Genomic DNA, 20,662 nt, shown 5'->3' with positions numbered 1-20,662 from the left:
GCGAGTTCAACATATGCCGGTGCTTTCCGAAACCTGACCTGACTTCCGACCGCCTGACTCCTATCCGGCCCTTGGAATCCAGGTCTTTCCAAGGAGTCATCATGGCTAAGATCAAACTCACTAAGTCCGCTGTCGATGCGGCGCAACCCCAGGCAGAGGCCGTCGAACTCCGGGACACGCTGGTCCCCGGCTTCCTGTGCAAGATTACCCCGGCGGGTCGCAAGGTGTTCATGCTCCAGTACCGGACGAACGCTGGCGAGCGCCGCAAGCCCTCGCTAGGACTGTACGGGGAGCTGACCGTCGAACAGGCGCGGTCGCTGGCGCAGGAATGGCTGGCCCAAGTCCGCCGAGGCGGAGATCCCGCCGCAGAGAAGGCGGAGGCGCGCCAGGCACCTACGGTCAAGGAGCTATGCACGAAGTTCATGGAGGACTACTCCAAGAAGCGCAACAAGCTCAGCACCCAAGCCGGCTATCAGGCTGTCATCAATCGCAACATTATTCCGCTGCTGGGACGCAAGAAAGTTCAGGACGTGAAGCGTCCTGAAATCGCCGGACTGATGGAAAAGCTTTCGTACAAGCAGACCGAGGCGAACAAGGTATTCAGCGTCTTGCGCAAGATGTTCAACATGGCCGAGGTATGGGGCTATCGGCCCGACGGTACCAACCCTTGCCGTCACGTCCCGATGTTCCCTGCCGGCAAATCGACTCACCTCATCAGCGACGAAGAAATGGGCAACCTGTTCCGACAGCTCGACAAGATCGAGTCGGAGGGGCTGGAGAACTACGTCATCCCTTTGGGAATCCGCCTGCAGTTCGAGTTCGCCGGCCGCCGCTCGGAAATCATCGCGCTGGAATGGAACTGGGTTGACTTGCAGAACCGGCGCGTCGTCTGGCCTGACAGCAAGACAGGCGGCATGTCTAAGCCCATGAGCGAGGAAGCCTATCGGCTACTCTCGACGGCACCCCGGCAGGAGGGTAGCCGCTATGTGCTGCCTTCTCCTAGCCACGCTGGCAAGCATCTAACCACGGGCGAGTATTACGGTGGCTGGAGCCGTGCGCTCAAGGCGGCTGGCGCTACGCACGTGGGCACGCACGGCATCCGCCACCGTTCGGCGACCGACATTGCCAATTCGGGCATCCCGGTCAAGGTCGGCATGGCGCTAACGGCGCACAAGACCGTCGTCATGTTCATGCGCTACGTCCACACCGAGGATAAGCCGGTGCGAGAGGCGGCCGAACTGGTGGCGAATCGGCGTAAGACGATCACCGGGATGCAGGGAGCCAAGGAGGTGGCCGCATGACCCGGCGCAAGGCATCCGTCTCAGCGCCAGCAGCGCCGCCCGCGCTGCTGGGCGACATCCGGGCACTGATCGAAGCGTCGCGCCAGCGCGTCGCCTCGGCGGTCAATGCCGAGCTGACATTGCTGTTCTGGCGCATTGGCCAGCGCATCCATACGGAAGTGCTTGCCGGGCAGCGGGCCGGGTACGGCGACGAAATCCTGCCGACCCTGGCGGCGCAGCTTGTCCGCGACTACGGACGTAGCTTCGCGGACAAGAACCTGCGCCGGATGGTGCAGTTCGCCGCCACCTTCTCGGACGAGCCAATTGTCGTGACGCTGTCACGACAATTGAGCTGGTCGCATTTCGTGGCGCTGCTGCCGCTAAAAGACCCGCTCCAGCGGGACTACTACGTGCAAATGGCCAGCGCCGAACGCTGGAGCGTGCGGACGCTACGCGAGCGCATCGACTCGATGCTATACGAGCGCACGGCGCTGTCCAAGAAGCCGGACGAGACGATCACGCAAGAGCTGGCGGCGATGCGCGATGCGCAGCGCATGTCGCCGGCGCTGGTCATGCGCGACCCGTACATCCTCGACTTCCTGGGCCTGCGCGATACCTGGCAGGAAGGCGACCTGGAAGCCGCGATCATCCGCGAAATGGAGTCTTTTTTGCTGGAGTTGGGCGCGGGCTTCTCTTTCCTAGCCCGGCAGAAACGCATCCAGATCGACGACGAGGATTTCCACCTGGACCTGCTGTTCTATAACCGCAAGCTGCGGCGGCTGGTGGCGGTGGAGTTGAAGATCGGCGAGTTCAAGGCAGCATACAAGGGGCAGATGGAGCTTTATTTGCGTTGGCTCGACAAGCACGAACGCGAACCGGAGGAAGCCTCGCCGCTGGGCATCATTCTTTGTACCGGCAAGAAGTCAGAGCAGATCGAGTTGCTGGAGCTGGACAAGTCGGGCATCCACGTAGCCGAATACCTGACGACCCTGCCGCCGCGTGCGGTGCTGGGGGAGCGGTTGCAGCAGGCGACCGAACGGGCGCGGTTGCAGATCGAGCAGCGGCAGCCTGGCGAGAAGTCCTGACAGCAGCATCTGTCCAACCGTACACCCAAACCACAGCACGAGCATGTGGCAACGGATCTCTTGCTCTATCGAGGCTCCATGCTAGTGTGGAATCGCCATAGGCCGATAAGGAACTGGCCTGCGGCTCAAGGATGCGCTGGGGCTAGTGGGCGCGAGCGCCCAATCACATGATTATCGCGGGCAGCAGCGCCATGTTCTATGCCGATCGCTGTTTTAATTAAATATCTCAAACTATAAAGTCAGTTAATTTTTTCAAAATATTCACGAATCAAGTCATCATTTTTTAAATACGAATCGAGAACCTGAAACAGAAAAAGATCCCCGCTAATATTTATATCAAACGGGATCATTGAGTTATCTATTTTGAATGTCTTTATTTTTCTATGCCCCTTGATGTTGGCATTGCTCAATCTTTCTTGATAGCTATCCAACGTATATACGATAAATTCGTGATCCAAGTGAGTTATAAAAAAATCATCGCCTTTTGAACTGTATTCAAGATGGATGACTTGCGTTACGACGTCGTCGCCTGCCACCTCAAAGTCCTCCATCAATTCTTCAAAAGTCAAACTTAGCTTCTCTGCGTCATGGTGAATCCATAGATTGTTCTCATATTTATCGGTGGAGTAGAACTTTGACAATCTAGGAAGGGAAGATATTTTCAATCGCAACGGAGCGCCAAACTCCATCTCCTCCATTGCAGGGACATAATCGGAGACGTAATCAATCCTGAATGCTATTTCGGACAGCATTCCTTTTTCAATGAGTTCCTCGATAGAGGTAAGCAGCTTCCTCGGAACTTTTATCCAGAAGTGTCGCCCTATGCGTTCATCGCGTATTGTCTGACTATCCTTGTCGTTGAATATCTGAATATTCTCGTTCAGGCTGACAAGACTATATTTAGAGAACTGAGCATCTTCCTTTCTTATGTCAATTCCAATTTTCTCGTACTCACGTTCAACTACCTTGGAATATTTTAGCTCCAGCATCTCAGCCCTCCCCATGATTGATTGGTGCTTGGAATAAAAAATGCAGCCAATGCGATAATTTGCGTAATTTTCTTTTATGTACGAAACACCATCTTCGTCATGGATATGCTTGTAGGAATTGTTGAGAATTTCTAGCGATCCCGGATACTCGTTGAGATAATTATTTAAGTAGTCCATTAAATGCTGGATTGTCTTTATAGCCAATCGCTTGTCCACTAGATCAAGCTGTGGCCCATAAAACTTGGCTGCGTTTGGATGGTCGCGTTTGGCTTCAAATTCTTTCAGAATGGCCGCCTTTTCATTCATGCAGCCCTCCGTATAAGCACGCATTACGTCTGCCTGAAAGCTCTCATTTGCCAGAGAGGTTTGGATGAGGGGAAGCAACTTCTTGACAAAGATCGGGTCTTTATTAAGAAAGACGTAGCAAAATTTCCCAAAGCTGAATAACGCGATTTTTTCCGAAGAAAATTCATTGATTTCTTCAAAGATATTTTTCATATTTTTTACTCAACTCGCCGTAGTCCAAATAGTAAGCGACGGAACCTTGAGCGTCTCCACTTTGTGGATCGCGCTGCTCCACGTTCGCTATTCGCTCATCCCTGACGGGACTGGCATTCGCCAGCCCTCCACGGCCCGACACTGTGATCCGGGCCTGCGCGCTCCGCTTGCATGTTGAGCTGGCGACAGCAGGGCATGCAGAGCGAGCCGCGCGCAGATGATTCAGCCAAACGCTAAACAAAGCTGTAGGGCATCCCATAGAGAGCGCGGTTGCGCTACTCGTGATTTCTATGGAATTTGATCGTATCCAAAACTGCATGAGGCAAGCTTGCGAGTTACTTGATACTCTTCGCCAGAATACTGGCGAACTCGACCTCGTTCCGAAACAAGGTGCAGGTTCTTCCTTGCCCGCGAACCAATGACATACAGCAATTTCATCGCGCTTTCTTGACCGTTCGGATCATTGAAATGCGGCACCATATCTTCTAATAATGCATAAGCGATCACTGCATCGAACTCGGCTCCCTTGACGCCGTGTATCGTCGAGATGGTGATTCCAGTCCTATGCTGAAATACCTTCCTGAATGTCTCAATATCGCCTATAAATTCGCTACCTTCACTCTTCAATCGATTTACCCGGGCTTGCGAACTATCGAAGAAGGCAACGTGATGCTCTTGAAGCAGCGTGAAAAGGCGAAAGTCGATTGCTAAGTTTGCAAACAGACGCTCGAAAAATGCGCTCAAGTAGGTAAGACCATCTGTTTCATCGATCTTAATTGCATTGCACTCCCTCAACAAGGACCTCCGCGTGAGCTTCGACACGCTAGCCCCGGCCGCCTCTAGGTCATTCAGAATCTCCCCGGCCCACCGCAGTCTGCGCACATACATTCCCGGCGATGCCTGAGTAAGTGCAATCTTAGAAAGCCTGTACCAGAAATTCTCTGTGTCCCGTGCAAAGGGAACCATACCGGGGCCATCGAATGAGTACTCCGGCATGCTGGCGACCAAACGACGTGTCATGCTTGCAAGATGCGTCCACTGTGGCGCGAGAATGCACACCTCGTGAGGTGAGATGCCCATAGTCTCAATGTTGAAACGGATGAGCCGGATGAGCTCAGCGTCCAGATCATTTTTGCTCACTGTGTCGTCGAATGAAATAAGGCTTGGGTACGCCTTGTCCTCGGATGCGGCTTCGATGCGTGTGTTGTGAACGTTGTAGTTTCCGAAGTACTCAATGATGCGCTCAGAAGAACGGTAGTTCCGCGACAGTTCGAGTTCGTCCAAATCGATATTGGCCATCGCCTTGAAATCCTCGAAGGCAATCGGATATCCGCCAAGCGATTGATAAATCGCCTGGTTAGGATCTCCGACAATAAAGGCCTTGGTCGCACCTTGACCAGCTTTCAGAATGGCGGTGATGATCGAATACTGAATTCGTTTGGTGTCCTGATACTCGTCGATCAGCACGAAAGAGAACAACTGTGCCAGAAGAGTGCTGATCGCAGGATGACGTGCGATCAGTTGGTACGCATAGTAAAGAATGAGCTCAAAGTCTAGCTGCCGACTTTCGTGCAGAATCTCAAAATACTTGCCCAATATGACGTGAAGACCCGAATGCTTCCAATCTTGTGGGCAGGAGAGCACATATCCAGTTTCGGTGTAATAAAACTCACAATCCCAGAATGTTATTTTTGGCTTCTGGTAAGGCTTGCACAATGCCTCCAGGATTTTCTCGCGCTCATGCTGATCGATCACACGGAAGCCTCGATCCAACGCTTCGTGATAGATGCCGTACGGTTTCAATATCCATTCAAGACAGAACGAATGTATCGTTCCTATCCATAATCGGGATGTATCCACCCCAAGGCTCTCAATGCGCTCGTGGATTTCGTCGGCGGCACGGTGCGTATAAGTGATGGCAACGACAAACTGCTTGTTCGATTTCAGCCTGGACAACTCATAGGCGATTTTGTAGGTGAGCGTGCGCGTTTTCCCGCTGCCCGGGCAAGCGATGAGAAAGACGCTCCCTGGCTTCAGAATGGCTGCTTCCTGCTCGGGATTCAGATCATCTTTGTTCCACATGAACATGATCAGAACACCGCGAGTACATCGTTGATGCGATCATCTGGGAACGTGGCAAGCATCTCGTTTCGGATGCCGACGAAGTCGATGTCTCCATTTCGGAAGGCCAGCAGCTTGGCCCTAAAGTCGTCGAATACGGCAGACGCAGTGAAGATATCTTCTGCATCGATGTAGTTCACGCGGTAGCTCAGCACGTTAAACCAGACTTCCTTAGTGACCACCGGATGCGCAAAAGCGATGGCGTCCAAGATGTACTTCGGAATGGCGGTCTGCGGATCGATCTTCTTTCCCAGCAAGATGGCAAACCATCCCTTGCCGTAGTTGTCCGCCATGGTCAATGCGCGCTGACCGAACAACGCGATGTCCGCTGATTCGAGCTCCGCCTTGGCCGTCGCGATGGTTGGTGCATCCTTGTAGACATCAGGAAGGATGCCGACCACCTTACGCGCATTGCCGGCGGCAATGAAGTCGACCTCGAAGGTATGGGGGGCAAAGAATGGAGAAACCCACCCGTTATCTTTGAAGGTGTCTTCCAATAACGCTTTCCTGGCGACCCCTTTTTCCTGGGATGCCTGATACTTGCCCTTGCGCCGGAGCAGCCCTTCGGAGTCTCCCGCCGCCGGCGTTGTGTCAATGATGGACTTGTCAAGGTCGGTGACGATGCTGCACCGCTTCCGGATTCGGGCATCATCGAAAAGAACCGCGACGTTCTGAAATCCAGTGCTGCGGATATTAATTAAACTGATGCCGAGTTCATCAAGGCTGACGCCTAGCACGTTCTTGATCAGGATCGGAACGAGAATTTCTTCTGCATCGCCCTCCACTAAGAGGACGCTCTTGGCAAACAACAAGTTGCTACGGACAGCATCCAGGTAGCGTTGAATGTTGCCGATCTCTTCTGGGTTTAGGCCAATTGCAGGCTGGTATGCCTCGCAACGATCACCTTCTCTGCCGAGGATGTTCACGTTCTGAACATTGCTGACCTCAGAGATGTGCGTCGAATGGGTCGAATAAATGATCTGTGTGTCGTCGTATTTGAGCTTGTCGAACAGTGTTTTCTGGATATGTGTGTGAATGTGAGCTTCCGGCTCTTCGATAAGCAGAAAGTTGGCGATCGACTGTTTAGCCTTTTGATACTTGAATTCAAGCAGTTTCAACGTGAGGAATATCAGGTTTGCTCCACCAAGGCTCAGCTCGTGGATCGGTCCTTCGTGGCTCTCCCCCGATTCGCCAACGAACAGCTTGAGCGACTGGAACAACTTGTCAGCTTCGTCTGGCAGATCCGACTTGATAGAAAGAGAAGACGGCGAATACGCCTCACCCGCCGCATCCTTGATGGTGTCTCTGATATCCGTCCGGACGACCTGCACGTCTGGCAACGCTTCGATGGAGTCATTCAATGCCTTTACCCCGTCGGTGATAGCCTGGAACGCCACGGGGTCGATATCGCCGCTCTTGCCCTTCAGAAGCGAAAAGAGCGGATTTGTCCGGTTGTTGTGAAATTCGGAGACGACGTCCCGTAGCGCCTGGACGAAAGTGAACGAAATTTCTTTGGAGACGGACAGCACGTTCGGAATCTTCGCGCCGATAACACGAAATTCAACCTCTTCATTGAATCGAACATTCGCGAAGTCGCCGACCACATCCTTATAGAAGGCCTCGTCGTTGAAGTCGGCTTCACTCCGACCTGTGAAAATCGTTTCATAGTCGTCGATGGTGACCGGGTTCAGGATAGCGTCGAGGCCTGCCTGATCACCATCGTTCAATTGAGAAAGTCGCAGCCTGATTTCCTTCTTCGGACGAAAGATCAGGTTGTAAGTGGCCTTGCCGTTCGCCTCTTCCTCAATTACGCCCGTCCCATGTCGGAAGAGCGCCTGCACTGATTCATCCGCAGAGATTTCCTCAAACTCAAGACTGATGATGATCCAATGTCCCTGCCAGCGCCCTAGGCCGCGATGAAAGTCGGTATGCTCCAGCCGGTAGGCAGAGCGAATCATGTTGTCATCAAGCAGCAATCTGATTGCGCGAAAGAGATTGGTTTTGCCAGATCCATTTTCGCCGATGACAGTGTTGATACCCTTCTGGAACAGCAGCTTCGTGTTGGGAAAGTTCCGGTAGTTGACCAGGCTGAGCTTGGATATATGCATTTGATTCAATCTTGTTGTTGAAATCCACATGCCGATCGGCCGATGGATTGGTTGAACACTGCAGCCATTGATCCCAACTACGGAATGGCCAACTGTCAGTTGGTTTTAGAACGGCACCGTGTCTAAGGTAGGAATCGGTTGGAGCGCATTTTTAATCTCGGTTAGCCTTGCAAGTAGTTCATCGAAAGTCACGATCACGATCTCTGCGAACGCATTTCGAACGAGCTCGAATGACTTTCTTTGCTGATGCTCTTGTGGCGTCATGCCAGCGACAACTATGCAGCGAACCGCATAGCTGTGGAGGTCGTATCGGTTCATGTTATTTTTTATGACGGGTAGTTCACTCTGCAATTTGAAACGCTGATCTAGAATTTGAGCAATCGCTCCACCCAATTCTGTCGATGGGCCAAAAACATCATCTCCACGATAGGGAGATTTTCCTAGCAGTTCGGTTTGCGGCTTTTTTATCTCAATGAGGCCAAGATTGCCCGTGGAAGCGGATGCGTATAGAAAATCTGAAAATTTTCCGCCGGACCCGTTAAGTCGCTTGCCACCTGCATAAGCTTGCCCCTGAACCAGCATGGCTGGAACGGCAAATGCAAGACTAAGTATGAAAGGATTTTCCAGAAAGAAGCTTTGCCACTTGCTTTCCGTCAGTCCTTTTCCAAGCATTTCCTGGTATCGCTCAATCAGTTGATTCAGTGTGATGAGCTCAATATCATTCTTTAATGCCAGCAGCGAGCGCGGCTCAGATTCCGCCAGTGCTTCTATATTGTCTTGAACCATGCGAACAGCGGCGCGCCGATCACGCTTGGAAAGCGTCACATGCTGCCGCCCACCATCGGTCATTTCCGTTAGTGCATCAGGTCTTACGCTCTTCTTTAGAGCGGGAAATTGTGCTGAATCGGCAGCATGTAATAAGGTCTGGTAGACATGAAATTGCTTGTCCTTGCGCGCGTCTCTCTGGTGGCGAGAGGCTATGCGATTTAATTCTTTTCTTAATTCATGAAATCTTCTTATTCCGAGAATAAAGAATGGCGAATCAATTTTCGCGTCATTTCCTTTGTGGACAATGAGTATGCTTACGTTTTCTAAGCTGGCGGCTGTTTCGCAAATTTGCCGATATTCCCACAGAAGCCCCAAACCGAATCGAAAATCTTTGGCAAACCCATCCGGCAACTGCTCAAGAAGCCCAACGACATCGTCAGTAGTCTCTGGCAGTATGTAGGGCTCGATAACAGGCCGAGCGACGACGATGCGTTCAAGGGTGCCGTATTTAGGTTGCAGGTAATCGTCGCGATCTTCTCGAATATTAAGAGGCCAAATGGTCAATCTGTCTGGACACACATTGAGCAGTCTCGCTATTGGCGAATCCGGCTTGCGCTCCGCTGCGGGAATATCAGTGAAGAAAACGTTAATGCCTTCCTCTTCCGGTTCGGCTGCTTCAATGACAAGGAAGGGGCCGCCGTCCAAACGCTCACGTTGATTGAATGCTGAAGGTCTGATAGATGCCATGAACTATTCTTGATCCCTACTGTTCAGAGAAACGATTTGCGGGCCTTGCCTCAGCGCAACCTTATGGTGCCTTCCGATCAGAATCGGACGACACACGATTGATGTCAAAGGGGAGTGCCTTATCTGCCGCGATTCGGGTCAGCAGCATCCGAATCGCATCCGAAATTGATAACCCCATTTCAGCCAGAACAACAGTTGCGGCTTCTTTAATCTGCCCGTCAATCCGGGCACGAACGACGTCGTTACTTGCCATTGTTGCGCTCACAATAGATGTAGCTACATTGTGGCTCATAAGTACTATTGCGTCACTTACATTTTGTTGTGAACAGTAGAGCATCCCGGCGTGCCGCCGTCGGGCTCGCGGGCGTTGCCCCGCGCCTCGTGCCGAGTCGCGGCCATGCGGCTTTGATCCCTGATGCCTCCGGCCGTCTCTTCGCTCCTGGCCTGCGCGCGGCGCTTGCCCTCCAGGGGATCGGCTGGACAGCCCATCCCCGCCGCGCCTTGCTTGGCGCCCCTCGCATGCACCGAACAGGTTGCACCTGATCGACCAACAGCCATCCAGCTAGGCGTGCCGCTGGCACGCAGGGGCGCTCGCCGCGCGGCGTTGGTTTCAGCGCACCCCCTGGCCCATTGGCCGCTGTTCGTCTTTCCCCAAGTTCATCGCTTTTTCCCGCGACCGTAGCCCGCGGTGCCTGGCCGTCAAGGCGCGCAGGGCCGAGTCCTCGCTGCGCTGCGGGCCGCACCAACCCTGCGCTTCTCCCTTGACGGCCAGTCCCTCGCTGGCCCGGTTTTTCGCGGGCGATGAACTCAGGAAAGACGGCGGCAAACAGGACCGGCCCAGGTCTCTGCGCCGAACCAACCGAAGCCACAACGGGCTCCGAATCTTGGAATCCGGTCAGCTTTGAAACCACAGCAACTCATTGGAGAAAACCATGCAACTCGCATCTCGATTCGCTTCCCATTCCCCGACGCTGCGCAGTGACTACCCGCTGTCCGACGACCAAATCCGCCGCGTAGCCCCGTCCATCTTCGCGGAGGCCCCGCACGATAGCCGCTCCGAACGGTACGCCTACATTCCCACCGCCGCCGTGCTGGCGGAACTGCGCAAGGAAGGGTTTGAACCCTTCATGGCAGCGCAAACCCGCGTGCGGCACGACGACCGCCGCGACTACACCAAACACATGATTCGCCTGCGCCATGCCAGTCAGATCAACGGCGCGGAAGCCAATGAAATCGTGCTGCTGAACTCGCACGACGGCACCAGCAGCTATCAGATGCTGGCCGGAATGTTCCGGTTCGTTTGCAGCAATGGCCTTGTGTGCGGCGATACCGTGGCCGATGTGCGCGTGCCGCACAAGGGCGACGTGGCCGGTTCTGTCATCGAAGGCGCTTTCGAGGTGTTGAGCGGCTTCGAACGCGTGAAGGAATCCCGCGACCTGATGCGCGCTATCACGCTGGACGAAGGCGAAGCCGAAGTGTTCGCCCGTTCCGCGCTGGCCCTCAAGTACGACCCCACCGATAACAAGCCCGCGCCCATCACGGAAAGCCAAATCCTGATGCCGCGCCGGTTCGACGACCGCCGCCCGGACTTGTGGAGCGTGTTCAACCGCACCCAAGAAAACCTGACCAAAGGCGGATTGCATGGCCGCAGCGCCAACGGACGCCGCCAGCAGACCCGCCCCGTGCAGGGCATTGATTCCGATGTGCGCCTCAATCGCGCCCTCTGGATGTTGGCCGATGGCCTGCGCCAGTTGAAGGCCTGATTCCCCACGCGGCAGGGGCAGGCAGCAGCCCTTGCCGCTTTCTTCGCTGCTGCATCCCTGAACCGATAGGAGTTATCACCATGAACGCCATTACCCAAACCGAAGCCCGCGCCCTCAACACCGCCGCCGCTATCCCGCTGGAAGCCGCCGACCCGACCAAGAACCTGATTTTGGTTCCGCTGTCGCGGCTGGTGTCGCGTCCTGCTGGCCGCAACGTGCGCAAGACCCCGCGCATGTCCATTCCCGAACTCGCCGCGAGCATTCAGCGTGTCGGCCTGCTGCAAAACCTCATCGTCATTGCCGCCGCCGATGGCGAGCATTACGAAGTCGTGGCCGGTGGCCGCAGGCTGGCCGCGTTGAAGCTGCTGGCGAAGAAGCGCCGCATCAGCAAGGAATGGGAAGTGCCTTGCCTGTTGGTGGCCGATGGCACCGCCCGCACGGCCAGCCTCACCGAGAACGTGCAGCGCGAAGCCATGCACCCCGCCGACCAGTTCGAGGCATTCGCCGCGCTGGTGGCCGAAGGCCGACCCATCGAGGACATAGCCGCCGATTTCAGCGTCACGCCGCTGGTGGTGCAGCGCCGCTTGAAGCTGGCGAACGTCTCGCCCCGGCTGCTGGCCGACTACCGCGCCGAAGCCGTGACGCTCGATCAGTTGATGGCCCTTGCCATCACCGACGACCACGCCGCGCAGGAAACCGCGTTCTACGACGCGCCGACGTGGCAGCGCAACCCTTCCCAATTGCGCGACCGCCTCACCGAGCGCGAGATTGACGCATACCGGCATCCGCTGGTGCGTTTCGTGGGGCTGGATACCTACGGAGCCGCAGGCGGTGGTGTGCGCCGTGACCTGTTCGCGGAAGGTGACGCGGGCGTGTATCTGACCGATGCCGCGCTGCTGGAACGGCTGGCGCAAGACAAGCTGGCAGGTATCGCCGCCGAGGTGAAGGACGAAGGCTGGGCGTGGGTGGATGCCACCCCCGCCGTGACCCATGCCGACCTGCACGCCTTCCAGCGTGCGCCGAGGGAGCGCCGCGAACCGAACAAGCGCGAAGCGCAGCGCATCGAGAAGCTGCAAACCAAGATGCACGAACTGGCCGCCGCCGTGGATGACGCGCTTGATACCGAGGACGAGGAAAAGGCCGATGCCTTGCAGGAAGAAGGCGAAGCCGTGGGCGAGCAGTTGCAGGCGCTGGAAGATGGCTTGCAGGACTACGGCACGACCGTGAAGGCCGCAGCCGGTGCCATCGTCACCATCGACCGCAACGGGCAGGCAGTGATTCATCGCGGGTTGATGCGCGAGGCCGAGGCCAAGGCGCTGCGCACACTGGAACGCCTGCGCCAAGGTTTCGGCAGCGAAAGCGAAGCCGGGAACGACGACGAAGGCGAGGACGACGAGCAGCCCAAGACCGCCGCCATGTCCGACAAGCTGGCGCAGCGGTTGAGCGCCCACCGCACCGCCGCGCTGCAAATCGAAGTCGCCCGGCATCCGCAAGTGGCGCTGGCCGCGCTGGTGCATGGCATGGTGCAGACCGTCTTGCAGGGCAGCCACTACGGCCACGACTTGCCGCTGGGCGTGAGCCTGAAAGCGCAAGACCGGCTGGAAGGCATCGCCCCGGATATACCGGATTCGCCCGCCGCCGTGGCGCTGCGCGAGTTGCAGCAGGTAGCAGGCGAAGGCTTGCCGGAGGACAGCGCCGAACTGTTCGCCGTGCTGCTAGCGAAGTCGCAAGATGAACTGGTGCGGCTGCTGGCGATATCCGTGGCCGTCACGGTGGACGTGGTGACACCCCGCGCCACGCCGCAGCAACCGGGCGCGGAACTGGCGCAGGCTGTCGGCTTGGACATGGCCGCATGGTGGAAGCCCACCAATGAGGGTTATTTCCGGCATGTGCCGAAGGCCGCGATTCTGGAAGCCGTGGAGCAGTACGCCCCGGCGCACGTCACCCGGCTGGCGAAGTTGAAGAAGGCCGACATTGCCAGCGAAGCCGAGCGGCTGGCCGATGGCACCGGCTGGATGCCTGCCATCTTCAAGGCCGAAGGCACCGACGACACCACGGCGCAGGATGCGCCGCAGGCGGTGACGAACGACGAGCCGGAAGCCATCGACAACGACGACGAGCAGCAGGCCCACGCACTCGCCGCCTGACCTTCACCACCACCGAGCGCCCCGGTTTCGGCCGGGGCGCTTCGCTGTTCCATCAGCATCGGCCCCAGGCCGTTCCGCCCTGGTGCCGATGGTCAAAAATCCGGGCGCGGCGGTGGCCGCGCCCGGTTTCCAAGCCCAAAGCCAGAACGCCCCTTCGCCGCCTTCGGGCGGACGGCGAAGGGGCGGCGCACAAGTGACCTTGTGCGCGGGAAACCCTCGAAGCCCATAAGTGCGTCGGCGCACAGCGCCGACGACATTCCGAACGCGCCCCACCGCAATGGACGGGCGTGTGGGGCTACGCCCCGGCTTGCTGCCGCAGGTTGCACGAAAGCGTGCCGTCCTCGACGCTGGCGGTTCGTCGCCTGTACGTCACGAAGGACGGTTCACCGACACGCCGCCCGGCCTTGCAATGGAGCTTCCACGCCACGCCTCACGCAAAGGGCCGCAAGCAGCAGTAGGGACGCTTTCACCTTGTCGCTGGGCATTGTCCTTGCCCGTGTCAGGGCGCAGGCCGGTGAAGCCGTCGCGCGGGGATGCCGAGTCGGCCATGCCTCCATTCGGGAGCGGGCGGCCAGTACGTCCTTGTGTTGTTGTGAATCCTGGCGGTGGCTGGGCTTCATGGCCGCAACCTTCCAGCGAAAACAATTCCCCCTGCGCTGCGCGCATTCCTCGCGGGACAAATTCTTTTCGCTTCCAGGTTCTCCACGGTGTTGCGACCGCTGCGCGGTGCGGCCAGCCCATCCCCCGCCGGACGGATCACAACAAGGACGCACTGGCGCGACCTTGTTCAACCCGAAAGGAGAAATCATCATGGCTAACATCGGCACCTTCACCGCAGAGAAAGACGGCTTCACCGGCCAGCTCCGCACCCTGACCCTCAACTTCAAGGTCAAGCTGGTTCCCAACGACAAGGGCGAGAACGAAAGCGCCCCGGACTTCCGCCTGCAAGCGGCCGGCCACGACTTCGGCGCGGCGTGGAAGAAAACCAGCGAGGCCGGGCGGGATTACCTGTCGGTGGCCATCGACGATCCTTCATTCCCGGCGACGGTCTATGCCCGCCTGATCGAAGGCGAGAATGACACGCACGACCTCATCTGGTCGCGCAGCAAGCCCAAGGCGGCCTGACGGCCGCCCACCGCGCCCCGCCCATTGCGGCGGGGCGCGGTGCTGCTGATCGCAGCATCGCACGCACAGGGTTTCGGCAGTTGCCCCATGTCCCGCATGTCCAAGGCCAGCATTGCATTGGTGATGGTCGAATGGCTCGAAGCCCGTGGCAGTAGGAACAGCATGGCGTGTCGGCGCATTGCGCCGCCGGGCTTTCGGGCTGCGCCCCATGCCGCCAATGGCGTCATGTCCATTCGGCTTCAATCCCTCACGCCTTCGCGCCTGGCGGCGCTGCGCGCTCCGCTTGCGGGCATTCAGACGCGCTAGGGCGCGTCGCGCTCTTTCAGCACGGCCTCGAACTCCTGGCGCACCCGCGCCAGCAGTTCGTCGGCCTTGTGCGTGTCGTCGCCGGCGTAGGCCAGCGTCAACAGCGTCAGCGGATGCACTTCCATGACCTCGCACAGCTCGGTCAGCTTGTGCAGGGTCGGACTTTTCAAGTCGCGCTCCAGCGTACTCATATAGGTGCGGCTGGACACGTCGGAGAACGCTTCCTGGCTCAAGCCTCGCGCCTTCCTGACTGTCCGTATTGCCGTTGCCAATGAGTGTTTCGCTGTCACTAACTTGGTTTCCCCATAAAAACCAAGATGACAGCCCATTGCGCCCTATAGGGCTACAATCTATAGTGTTCATTCATGGCTGAAAGGCCCGCTTTCGTGCTTTTACGGAAATCCGCAGATGCGGATTCCGACAGAACCGGGGAATCGCATCCGTGTCTTTCCGGCTTCCGACAATTCCGCTTCGGCGCTTCTGTTCTTCTACGGATGCGATGGCTTGCACATCGGTGCTTCCACACGAATGCACGGATGCGTTTCGGCAGTTCTGCGCTTCGGCACCAAAGCGCATTCGCGCATCGTCGGTTTCGTGGAGAAGCTGCCCATGACCCTGCCGCTTGTCACCGCTGATGAACGCGCCCGGCTGCTGGCCCACGGCGCGGCGCTCGCCGCTGGTCAGCGGCTCGACCCGCTGCCCGTGGTGCGCTTGTTCACCCCGGACGCGCATGTGACCTGGCTGCTGGTGTCGCTCGACCCGGCGGATGGCGACACGGCCTACGGCCTGATCGACCTCGGTATCGGTATGCCTGAGCTCGGGATGGTCAAGCTGTCCGACCTGGCGGGCATCGTCGGGCCGCGCAAGCTGCCGGTGCGGCGGGATCGGTATTTCCAGGCGGTGCGCCCGTTATCGGAGTACGTCCGGCTGGCGCAGGAGAACGGCGCGATCACGGACTGATGAAAACCAGCGCGGCCTAGCCAGCCGGGGCGCATCGTGACTATTTCAATCTTGATCAAGACCGTGCAGGTCTGAATCCGCATTCTTGCACCGAAGTGGTGCGATCCTGTTGAAAACAGTCCTGATCTTGGGCGCGGGCTGCGGCACGGTGTTCGGTGCTGCGCGTCATTTTCCTGAAGGCGTAGCCGTCGCATTCAGACGATTTCCGCAACACGCAGAGCCAAATGGTCTTGACACCGACAGTTACAGCCTAACCAATTTTGATGACGACCTGATGGCATTTCGATAGTTCCCGCATCGCGGAAATCGTGGCGACGCATCCCAAACAGAGGGAGGTTTCGCCATGACTGATCGCAGCGCCGAACACTGGTATCCGACAGCGGCCTATCTCTACGTTCTGCACCTTGACGGCCCTGCGCTGGCGTGGGAATACCTGCGCCGAAATCCCGACTACCGCCGCGACTGGCTGCGCCGCCGCCGCCGGCCGGACACGGCGCAGGCGTGGGGCCTGCGCCTGCTGGAAGACCCAGCCCTGGATGCGCGCGACGCGCATCCGGCCTGGTTTCCCGATCACGATGCCGTCGTGCAGGTTTACCCGGACGATGACCCGCCACCCGAAGCCCATGCCTTCGAGTTCTGGCGCGTCCCTGGCCGCAAGCAACTGATCCACGACGGCAAGCGCCTGGTGCTGGTGTCGCATTGGCCCGGCTGCTGCCTGCGGCTCGCGCTCGCGCCGGGCCTGGAAGACGGCATGGCCTACCTCTACGCCACCCGCGCCTGCGCCACGCCCTGCGCGCGCTATCGCACGCTCGCGTCCGAGCTGGACGCATTGGCCGTGGCCACGGTTGCCACGCCTGCGGCGGCGGCCCGTTCCAGGCCCACGACGGCCGCGGTGCTGGAACTGCACACCTTGCAGACGCTCGACGCGACCCTGGCGGGCGCGTCATTGCGCGAAGTGGCCGAAGGGCTGTTCGGCGCCGATGCCGTCGCCGCCGACTGGCACAAGGACAGCGCCTTACGTGCCCGCGTGCGGCGGCTGGTACGTCGTGGCGATGCGCTGATGCGTGGCGGCTATCGCCGCCTGGCACAGCTTCCGCCGCCGTTGCAGTAGGGGGGGACGTTTCGCGTCCCCCGTAGATCGTCCCTTAGCAAGCAGCCTCGCTTTCTTGAAAGTGCCTCTAACCGGCCGCGTGGTGTGGCCGGGCTTGATGGAGGTACATCCCATGCGACCCGCTCCCTTGCGGCCTGCCGCCGCTGCTGTCGCTGCGCCTGCGCAGCCCCAACGCTACCTGACCAACGACGAAGCCGCCGAGTACCTGCGCCTGTCGCCACGCACGCTGGAGAAACAGCGCGTGATCGGCGGCGGCCCGAAGTTCCGCAAGTTCGGCCGCCGCGTCATGTACGCGGTGTCCGACCTCGATGCCTGGGCCGACCAGCGCAGCTACGAGGCGACTTCCGACCCGGAATATGCCGAACGCCACGCGGGCGATTACCGTGATGGCCGCTGATCGCTGGCGCGTGGGTGGCCGTCGCCATGTCCAGCCCGCCAGGGCAAGCCTTGCAGCGCGAACAGCTCGACCTGTTCCGCGCGCTGCCGGGCGACATGGCACCCCGCGACAGCCAGGACTTGATGGCCTTTCCGTTCTTCTCGCTGGCGAAGTCGCGGCGTACCGCGCCGATCGACTTCCGCGCCGGCGGCATCACCATCCGCGTGGAGGGTACGCAGGAGCACGGCATCGCAACGATATGGGATGCCGACCTGCTGATTTGGGCCGCCTCGCAGATCGTGGAGGCGCGCGACGCGGGCTTGCGCCCGTCGCGCTGGATACGCGCCACTCCCTACGAGATCCTGCGCTTCATCGGGCGCGGCACGTCTCTCAACGACTACCTGCGCCTGAAAGCCGCGCTCGACCGGCTGCAATCGACCACGGTGGCCACGTCCATCCGCGAAACCACGGGAAGGCGATTGCATCGCTTCTCGTGGATCAACGAGTGGAAGGAACTGGCCGATGCCAGCGGCGTGCCGCTGGGCATCGAACTGATCCTGCCGGACTGGTTCTATGCGGGCGTGCTCGATGCCGCCTTGGTGCTGACCATCGACCCAGCCTATTTCCGCTTGAAGGGCGGGATCGAGCGCTGGCTGTACCGCCTGGTGCGCAAGCACGGCGGCAAGCAGCCGGGCGGCTGGCAATTCGACTTCCGGCACCTGCACCGCAAGTCGGGCAGCGCTGCGCGCTTCTCCGACTTCGCTTACGACCTGCGCGTCCTGGTGGCGCGGCAGTCGCTGCCCGGCTACGTCCTGGGCATCGAGCGAATGCCGGACGACGGACAAGAACTGCTGACCTTCCGGCCCGTGCTGCACACGGCACGGGGATAACTCGTGGAAAAGGTGTGGACGGCCTCGTGCTATCAGGAGTACCGGGTATCGTGCTATCGGGAGTACGCCTATCGTGCTATCAGGAGTACGAAAACGCCGGAAAGCCAATAACGGCGCGGGTTTGCGGCCCCTCTAACTTCCCTAACAAGAAATACATAACTTTTAGTAGAAGCGCGCCGTTTCGGTGGACAACCGAGAAACGGCACGGCGAACAGCGTTTTGCACGGCAGGTAAAGCCCGGCTTTCCAGCAGGGAGGGCCGCGCCATGATCCTCGCTCTGCTCAACCAGAAAGGCGGTGTCGGCAAGACCACGCTCGCCACGCACATCGCGGGCGAACTGGCGATGCGCGGCCAGCATGTCGTCCTGCTCGATGCCGACCCGCAGGGTTCATCCCTGGACTGGACGCAGCGCAGAAGCCAGCAAGGCTTGCCACGGCTGTTCAGCGCCGTGGGCCTCGCACGCGAAACGCTGCATCAGGAAGCGCCAGAACTCGCCAGGCGGGCCGATCACGTCATCATCGACGGGCCGCCGCGCATCGCCGCCTTGGCGCGCTCCGCGCTGCTGGCGGCCGAGCGCGTGCTGATCCCGGTGCAGCCCAGCCCCTACGACCTCTGGGCCAGCTCGGAAATGGTTTCGCTGATCCGCGAGGCGCAGGTGTTCCGGCCGCTGCTCCGCGCGGCCTTCGTCATCAACCGGCGCGTCAGCACCACCATCATCGGGCGCGAGGCGCGGCAATCGCTCGCCGAACAGCCGCTGCCCGCGCTGCGCTCGGAGGTGCATCAGCGCATCGTCTTCGCCGACAGCGTGGCCGCTGGCCGGCTCGCACGCGAGACAGCGCCCGACAGTGCCGCCGCCCGCGAAATCACCGCCCTGGTGGACGAACTGCTGCGGTGGCCGACATGACAGCGCAGCAGCCACCCAACAGCAAACGCACGGGCAAGCGCGTCGGCATCGGCGCACGTCCGCCCGCGAATCCGCACGCCGAGGCGTGGATTCGTCAGGGCGATGCCGACGCGCTGGGCAAAGGCGACCTCTACACGGCCCGCCTCACGCTCGACATCACGCCCGCCATGCGGGCGCGCATCAAGGTGTCGGCCTTCACGCAAGGCGTGACCGTGGCCGACCTGCTGCGCGGCCTGCTGGAGCGGGAGTTTCCGCCGGAGAACACACCATGAACGCATTCGCTTGGCCTGCCGCGAACGCGGCACCGGCTGCGCCGCTGCCTGCGCTTTCGGCACTCGCCGGACAGGCCGGCAATGTGCCGCTGACGCGCGTTTCGCTGGCCTACCTCGAACATCGCTTCAAGCTCTACCTGCGCTTCGGCGAACCGGCGCGCACGCTTCAGCTCGACCGCTGGCGGCGCTGCGCGGTGTTCCTGCCGGGCGCGATGCTCTGCCGCATCCGCTGGCAGGCCAACGACTACGGCACGATCCGCTGGCAACTCATGGTGATGCAGGCTTGCACACCGCTGGACGCGGCGCAGCGCATCCCCGGTGTTCAGCCGGGCGCGCGCTTGCTCCTACACACCGAAGGCGATGCCAACGTGCGCGCCGTGCTGGAGCGCATCGACGGCATCGAGGCGCTGGGCATCGCTGCCATCGACGTGTCGCCGGCGTACTGGCGCACGCTGGGCAACCGTCTTGCGGCTCGCCTTGCGCTGCCCGAATACACCACCGAGCGGCATACCGCCTGGCTGGCCGGGAAGGTGCTGCCATGACCGCCCCGACCACCACACCCAACGCGCCCGACGTGGCGCCGCGTCCTCGCTCACGCCTGCGCGCTCGCATCGTGCTGGCGACACTGGCCGCCATCGGCTTCGCTGCGCTGGCCTGGGCGGCTTTCGTGTCGCCGCTGCCGCGTCTGACCTACAACCCGTCCGACAGCGTGGCGGTCGGCTGGTATCGCATTGACCCGTTCGACCCGCGCACCGCCTCGCTGCCACGTCCGTTGTCCGTGGACAGCATCGTGCTGGTGCCGCTTCCGGCCACGGCTGCCGCGCTCGCTGCGCAGCGCGGCTACCTGCCGACGCGCGTTCCGCTGCTCAAACGTGTGGGCGCGGTCGCGCCGCAACACGTCTGCATCGTCGCCGGTCAGGTACGCATCGACGGCGTGCCTTCGGCCGCCGTACTGCCCGCCGACCGGCTGGGCCGGGCGCTGCCGTCCTTGCAGCTTTGCCGCCGCCTTGAACCGGGCGAACTGCTCCTGTTGAGCGTGACGAATCCAGCATCGTTCGACAGCCGCTATTTCGGCCCGGTCAGCGCATCCGCCGTGATCGGCGTTGCGCATCCGGTGTGGCCGGAGATACGCCCATGATGGCCGCCGATTCGCTGCGCTCTGACGTGCCATCGGGCATGTCGTTCTGCTGGCTGCTTCAGTGTCGCTGCGCC

General features: G+C 59.6%; 20 protein-coding genes. 14 read left to right on the top strand and 6 right to left on the bottom strand.

What is annotated here, in order from left to right; genetic code table 11:
• Nucleotides 1-101 precede the first annotated feature (101 nt).
• Together ACSQ22_RS21400 and ACSQ22_RS21395 are read left to right on the top strand one after the other, a co-directional pair.
• Nucleotides 102-1,301: a tyrosine-type recombinase/integrase gene (locus ACSQ22_RS21400; RefSeq protein ID WP_004883034.1), complete on the top strand. Its 1,200-nt coding sequence runs from the start codon at nt 102-104 to the stop codon at nt 1,299-1,301.
• Nucleotides 1,298-2,365 carry a PDDEXK nuclease domain-containing protein gene (locus tag ACSQ22_RS21395; RefSeq protein ID WP_004883035.1) on the top strand — a complete coding sequence of 356 codons (1,068 nt, stop codon included), beginning with the start codon at nt 1,298-1,300 and terminating at the stop codon, nt 2,363-2,365. Before ACSQ22_RS21400 ends, ACSQ22_RS21395 begins: the two co-directional genes overlap by 4 nt.
• Nucleotides 2,366-2,604: 239 nt before the next feature.
• Here ACSQ22_RS21395 and ACSQ22_RS21390 read toward each other — a convergent pair whose 3' ends face one another.
• The 5 genes from ACSQ22_RS21390 to ACSQ22_RS21370 all read right to left on the bottom strand — a co-directional run bounded on the left by ACSQ22_RS21390 (nt 2,605) and on the right by ACSQ22_RS21370 (nt 9,888).
• A complete protein-coding gene (locus tag ACSQ22_RS21390) occupies nt 2,605-3,852 on the bottom strand; it encodes a hypothetical protein (RefSeq protein WP_004883036.1) in 1,248 nt (415 codons plus the stop codon).
• A gap of 288 nt (nt 3,853-4,140) precedes the next feature.
• Nucleotides 4,141-5,940 carry a UvrD-helicase domain-containing protein gene (locus ACSQ22_RS21385; protein WP_004883039.1) on the bottom strand — a complete coding sequence of 600 codons (1,800 nt, stop codon included), beginning with the start codon at nt 5,938-5,940 and terminating at the stop codon, nt 4,141-4,143.
• A gap of 2 nt (nt 5,941-5,942) precedes the next feature.
• Complete coding sequence (locus ACSQ22_RS21380) at nt 5,943-8,081, bottom strand: AAA family ATPase (RefSeq protein ID WP_004883041.1); 2,139 nt, start codon at nt 8,079-8,081, stop codon at nt 5,943-5,945.
• A gap of 105 nt (nt 8,082-8,186) precedes the next feature.
• On the bottom strand, nt 8,187-9,596 hold the full coding sequence (locus tag ACSQ22_RS21375) for a Shedu immune nuclease family protein (RefSeq protein ID WP_004883043.1): 1,410 nt from the start codon (nt 9,594-9,596) through the stop codon (nt 8,187-8,189).
• A gap of 61 nt (nt 9,597-9,657) precedes the next feature.
• Nucleotides 9,658-9,888, bottom strand: a complete 231-nt coding sequence (locus ACSQ22_RS21370) for a type II toxin-antitoxin system RelB/DinJ family antitoxin (RefSeq protein WP_050554911.1) — start codon at nt 9,886-9,888, stop codon at nt 9,658-9,660.
• 640 nt (nt 9,889-10,528) lie between these two features.
• Between ACSQ22_RS21370 and ACSQ22_RS21365 the strand changes: the two genes are divergently transcribed.
• From ACSQ22_RS21365 to ACSQ22_RS21350, 4 genes are all read left to right on the top strand, one after another.
• The gene (locus ACSQ22_RS21365) at nt 10,529-11,359 is read left to right on the top strand and encodes a DUF932 domain-containing protein (RefSeq protein WP_004883049.1); all 831 of its coding nucleotides are present in this window, start codon (nt 10,529-10,531) and stop codon (nt 11,357-11,359) included.
• Between the two features lie 80 nt (nt 11,360-11,439).
• A complete protein-coding gene (locus ACSQ22_RS21360) occupies nt 11,440-13,506 on the top strand; it encodes a ParB/RepB/Spo0J family partition protein (RefSeq protein ID WP_004883050.1) in 2,067 nt (688 codons plus the stop codon).
• A gap of 810 nt (nt 13,507-14,316) precedes the next feature.
• Nucleotides 14,317-14,631, top strand: a complete 315-nt coding sequence (locus ACSQ22_RS21355; RefSeq protein WP_004883051.1) for a DUF736 domain-containing protein — start codon at nt 14,317-14,319, stop codon at nt 14,629-14,631.
• An 87-nt stretch (nt 14,632-14,718) separates the two neighbouring features.
• A complete protein-coding gene (locus ACSQ22_RS21350; protein WP_103790875.1) occupies nt 14,719-14,937 on the top strand; it encodes a hypothetical protein in 219 nt (72 codons plus the stop codon).
• On the opposite strand, the gene ACSQ22_RS21345 is transcribed toward ACSQ22_RS21350, so the two are convergent.
• Nucleotides 14,934-15,227, bottom strand: coding sequence for a helix-turn-helix domain-containing protein (locus ACSQ22_RS21345; protein ID WP_064717570.1), 294 nt, complete (start codon nt 15,225-15,227; stop codon nt 14,934-14,936). The genes ACSQ22_RS21350 and ACSQ22_RS21345 overlap by 4 nt on opposite strands.
• 319 nt (nt 15,228-15,546) lie before the next feature.
• On the opposite strand from ACSQ22_RS21345, the gene ACSQ22_RS21340 reads away from it, so the two are divergent.
• The 8 genes from ACSQ22_RS21340 (at nt 15,547) to ACSQ22_RS21305 (ending at nt 20,588) form a co-directional block, all read left to right on the top strand.
• On the top strand, nt 15,547-15,897 hold the full coding sequence (locus ACSQ22_RS21340; RefSeq protein ID WP_028699139.1) for a DUF2958 domain-containing protein: 351 nt from the start codon (nt 15,547-15,549) through the stop codon (nt 15,895-15,897).
• Nucleotides 15,898-16,240: 343 nt separating this feature from the next.
• Nucleotides 16,241-17,008: a DUF2285 domain-containing protein gene (locus ACSQ22_RS21335; RefSeq protein WP_004883055.1), complete on the top strand. Its 768-nt coding sequence runs from the start codon at nt 16,241-16,243 to the stop codon at nt 17,006-17,008.
• A 112-nt stretch (nt 17,009-17,120) separates the two neighbouring features.
• Nucleotides 17,121-17,405 (top strand): helix-turn-helix transcriptional regulator, encoded by a 285-nt coding sequence (locus tag ACSQ22_RS21330; RefSeq protein WP_004883058.1) that lies wholly within the window; start codon nt 17,121-17,123, stop codon nt 17,403-17,405.
• Nucleotides 17,406-17,431: 26 nt separating this feature from the next.
• Nucleotides 17,432-18,274: a replication initiator protein A gene (locus tag ACSQ22_RS21325; protein ID WP_004883059.1), complete on the top strand. Its 843-nt coding sequence runs from the start codon at nt 17,432-17,434 to the stop codon at nt 18,272-18,274.
• Between the two features lie 265 nt (nt 18,275-18,539).
• Nucleotides 18,540-19,178, top strand: a complete 639-nt coding sequence (parA, locus tag ACSQ22_RS21320; protein WP_004883061.1) for a ParA family partition ATPase — start codon at nt 18,540-18,542, stop codon at nt 19,176-19,178.
• Complete coding sequence (locus tag ACSQ22_RS21315) at nt 19,175-19,450, top strand: hypothetical protein (protein ID WP_004883063.1); 276 nt, start codon at nt 19,175-19,177, stop codon at nt 19,448-19,450. Before parA ends, ACSQ22_RS21315 begins: the two co-directional genes overlap by 4 nt.
• The gene (locus ACSQ22_RS21310; RefSeq protein WP_004883064.1) at nt 19,447-19,992 is read left to right on the top strand and encodes a DUF2840 domain-containing protein; all 546 of its coding nucleotides are present in this window, start codon (nt 19,447-19,449) and stop codon (nt 19,990-19,992) included. The genes ACSQ22_RS21315 and ACSQ22_RS21310 overlap by 4 nt, the downstream gene beginning before the upstream one ends.
• Nucleotides 19,989-20,588 carry a S26 family signal peptidase gene (locus tag ACSQ22_RS21305; protein ID WP_004883067.1) on the top strand — a complete coding sequence of 200 codons (600 nt, stop codon included), beginning with the start codon at nt 19,989-19,991 and terminating at the stop codon, nt 20,586-20,588. Before ACSQ22_RS21310 ends, ACSQ22_RS21305 begins: the two co-directional genes overlap by 4 nt.
• The last annotated feature ends 74 nt before the right edge of the window (nt 20,589-20,662 follow it).

The organism is Acidovorax sp. LjRoot38, assembly GCF_964252975.1.
Taxonomy (GTDB): domain Bacteria; phylum Pseudomonadota; class Gammaproteobacteria; order Burkholderiales; family Burkholderiaceae_C; genus Acidovorax; species Acidovorax facilis.
This window is presented reverse-complemented; position numbering and strand designations above follow the sequence as displayed.

Excerpts from the sequence above, each read along its gene's own strand:
- ACSQ22_RS21305 (WP_004883067.1), top strand. The coding sequence starts at position 19,989 with ATGACCGCCCCGACCACCACACCCAACGCGCCCGACGTGGCGCCGCGT.
- ACSQ22_RS21395 (WP_004883035.1), top strand. The coding sequence starts at position 1,298 with ATGACCCGGCGCAAGGCATCCGTCTCAGCGCCAGCAGCGCCGCCCGCG.
- ACSQ22_RS21340 (WP_028699139.1), top strand. The coding sequence starts at position 15,547 with ATGACCCTGCCGCTTGTCACCGCTGATGAACGCGCCCGGCTGCTGGCC.
- ACSQ22_RS21355 (WP_004883051.1), top strand. The coding sequence starts at position 14,317 with ATGGCTAACATCGGCACCTTCACCGCAGAGAAAGACGGCTTCACCGGC.
- ACSQ22_RS21385 (WP_004883039.1), bottom strand. The coding sequence starts at position 5,940 with ATGTTCATGTGGAACAAAGATGATCTGAATCCCGAGCAGGAAGCAGCC.
- ACSQ22_RS21370 (WP_050554911.1), bottom strand. The coding sequence starts at position 9,888 with ATGAGCCACAATGTAGCTACATCTATTGTGAGCGCAACAATGGCAAGT.
- ACSQ22_RS21380 (WP_004883041.1), bottom strand. The coding sequence starts at position 8,081 with ATGCATATATCCAAGCTCAGCCTGGTCAACTACCGGAACTTTCCCAAC.
- ACSQ22_RS21335 (WP_004883055.1), top strand. The coding sequence starts at position 16,241 with ATGACTGATCGCAGCGCCGAACACTGGTATCCGACAGCGGCCTATCTC.
- ACSQ22_RS21390 (WP_004883036.1), bottom strand. The coding sequence starts at position 3,852 with ATGAAAAATATCTTTGAAGAAATCAATGAATTTTCTTCGGAAAAAATC.
- ACSQ22_RS21350 (WP_103790875.1), top strand. The coding sequence starts at position 14,719 with ATGTCCCGCATGTCCAAGGCCAGCATTGCATTGGTGATGGTCGAATGG.
- ACSQ22_RS21400 (WP_004883034.1), top strand. The coding sequence starts at position 102 with ATGGCTAAGATCAAACTCACTAAGTCCGCTGTCGATGCGGCGCAACCC.
- ACSQ22_RS21330 (WP_004883058.1), top strand. The coding sequence starts at position 17,121 with ATGCGACCCGCTCCCTTGCGGCCTGCCGCCGCTGCTGTCGCTGCGCCT.
- parA (WP_004883061.1), top strand. The coding sequence starts at position 18,540 with ATGATCCTCGCTCTGCTCAACCAGAAAGGCGGTGTCGGCAAGACCACG.
- ACSQ22_RS21360 (WP_004883050.1), top strand. The coding sequence starts at position 11,440 with ATGAACGCCATTACCCAAACCGAAGCCCGCGCCCTCAACACCGCCGCC.
- ACSQ22_RS21325 (WP_004883059.1), top strand. The coding sequence starts at position 17,432 with ATGTCCAGCCCGCCAGGGCAAGCCTTGCAGCGCGAACAGCTCGACCTG.
- ACSQ22_RS21315 (WP_004883063.1), top strand. The coding sequence starts at position 19,175 with ATGACAGCGCAGCAGCCACCCAACAGCAAACGCACGGGCAAGCGCGTC.
- ACSQ22_RS21375 (WP_004883043.1), bottom strand. The coding sequence starts at position 9,596 with ATGGCATCTATCAGACCTTCAGCATTCAATCAACGTGAGCGTTTGGAC.
- ACSQ22_RS21365 (WP_004883049.1), top strand. The coding sequence starts at position 10,529 with ATGCAACTCGCATCTCGATTCGCTTCCCATTCCCCGACGCTGCGCAGT.
- ACSQ22_RS21310 (WP_004883064.1), top strand. The coding sequence starts at position 19,447 with ATGAACGCATTCGCTTGGCCTGCCGCGAACGCGGCACCGGCTGCGCCG.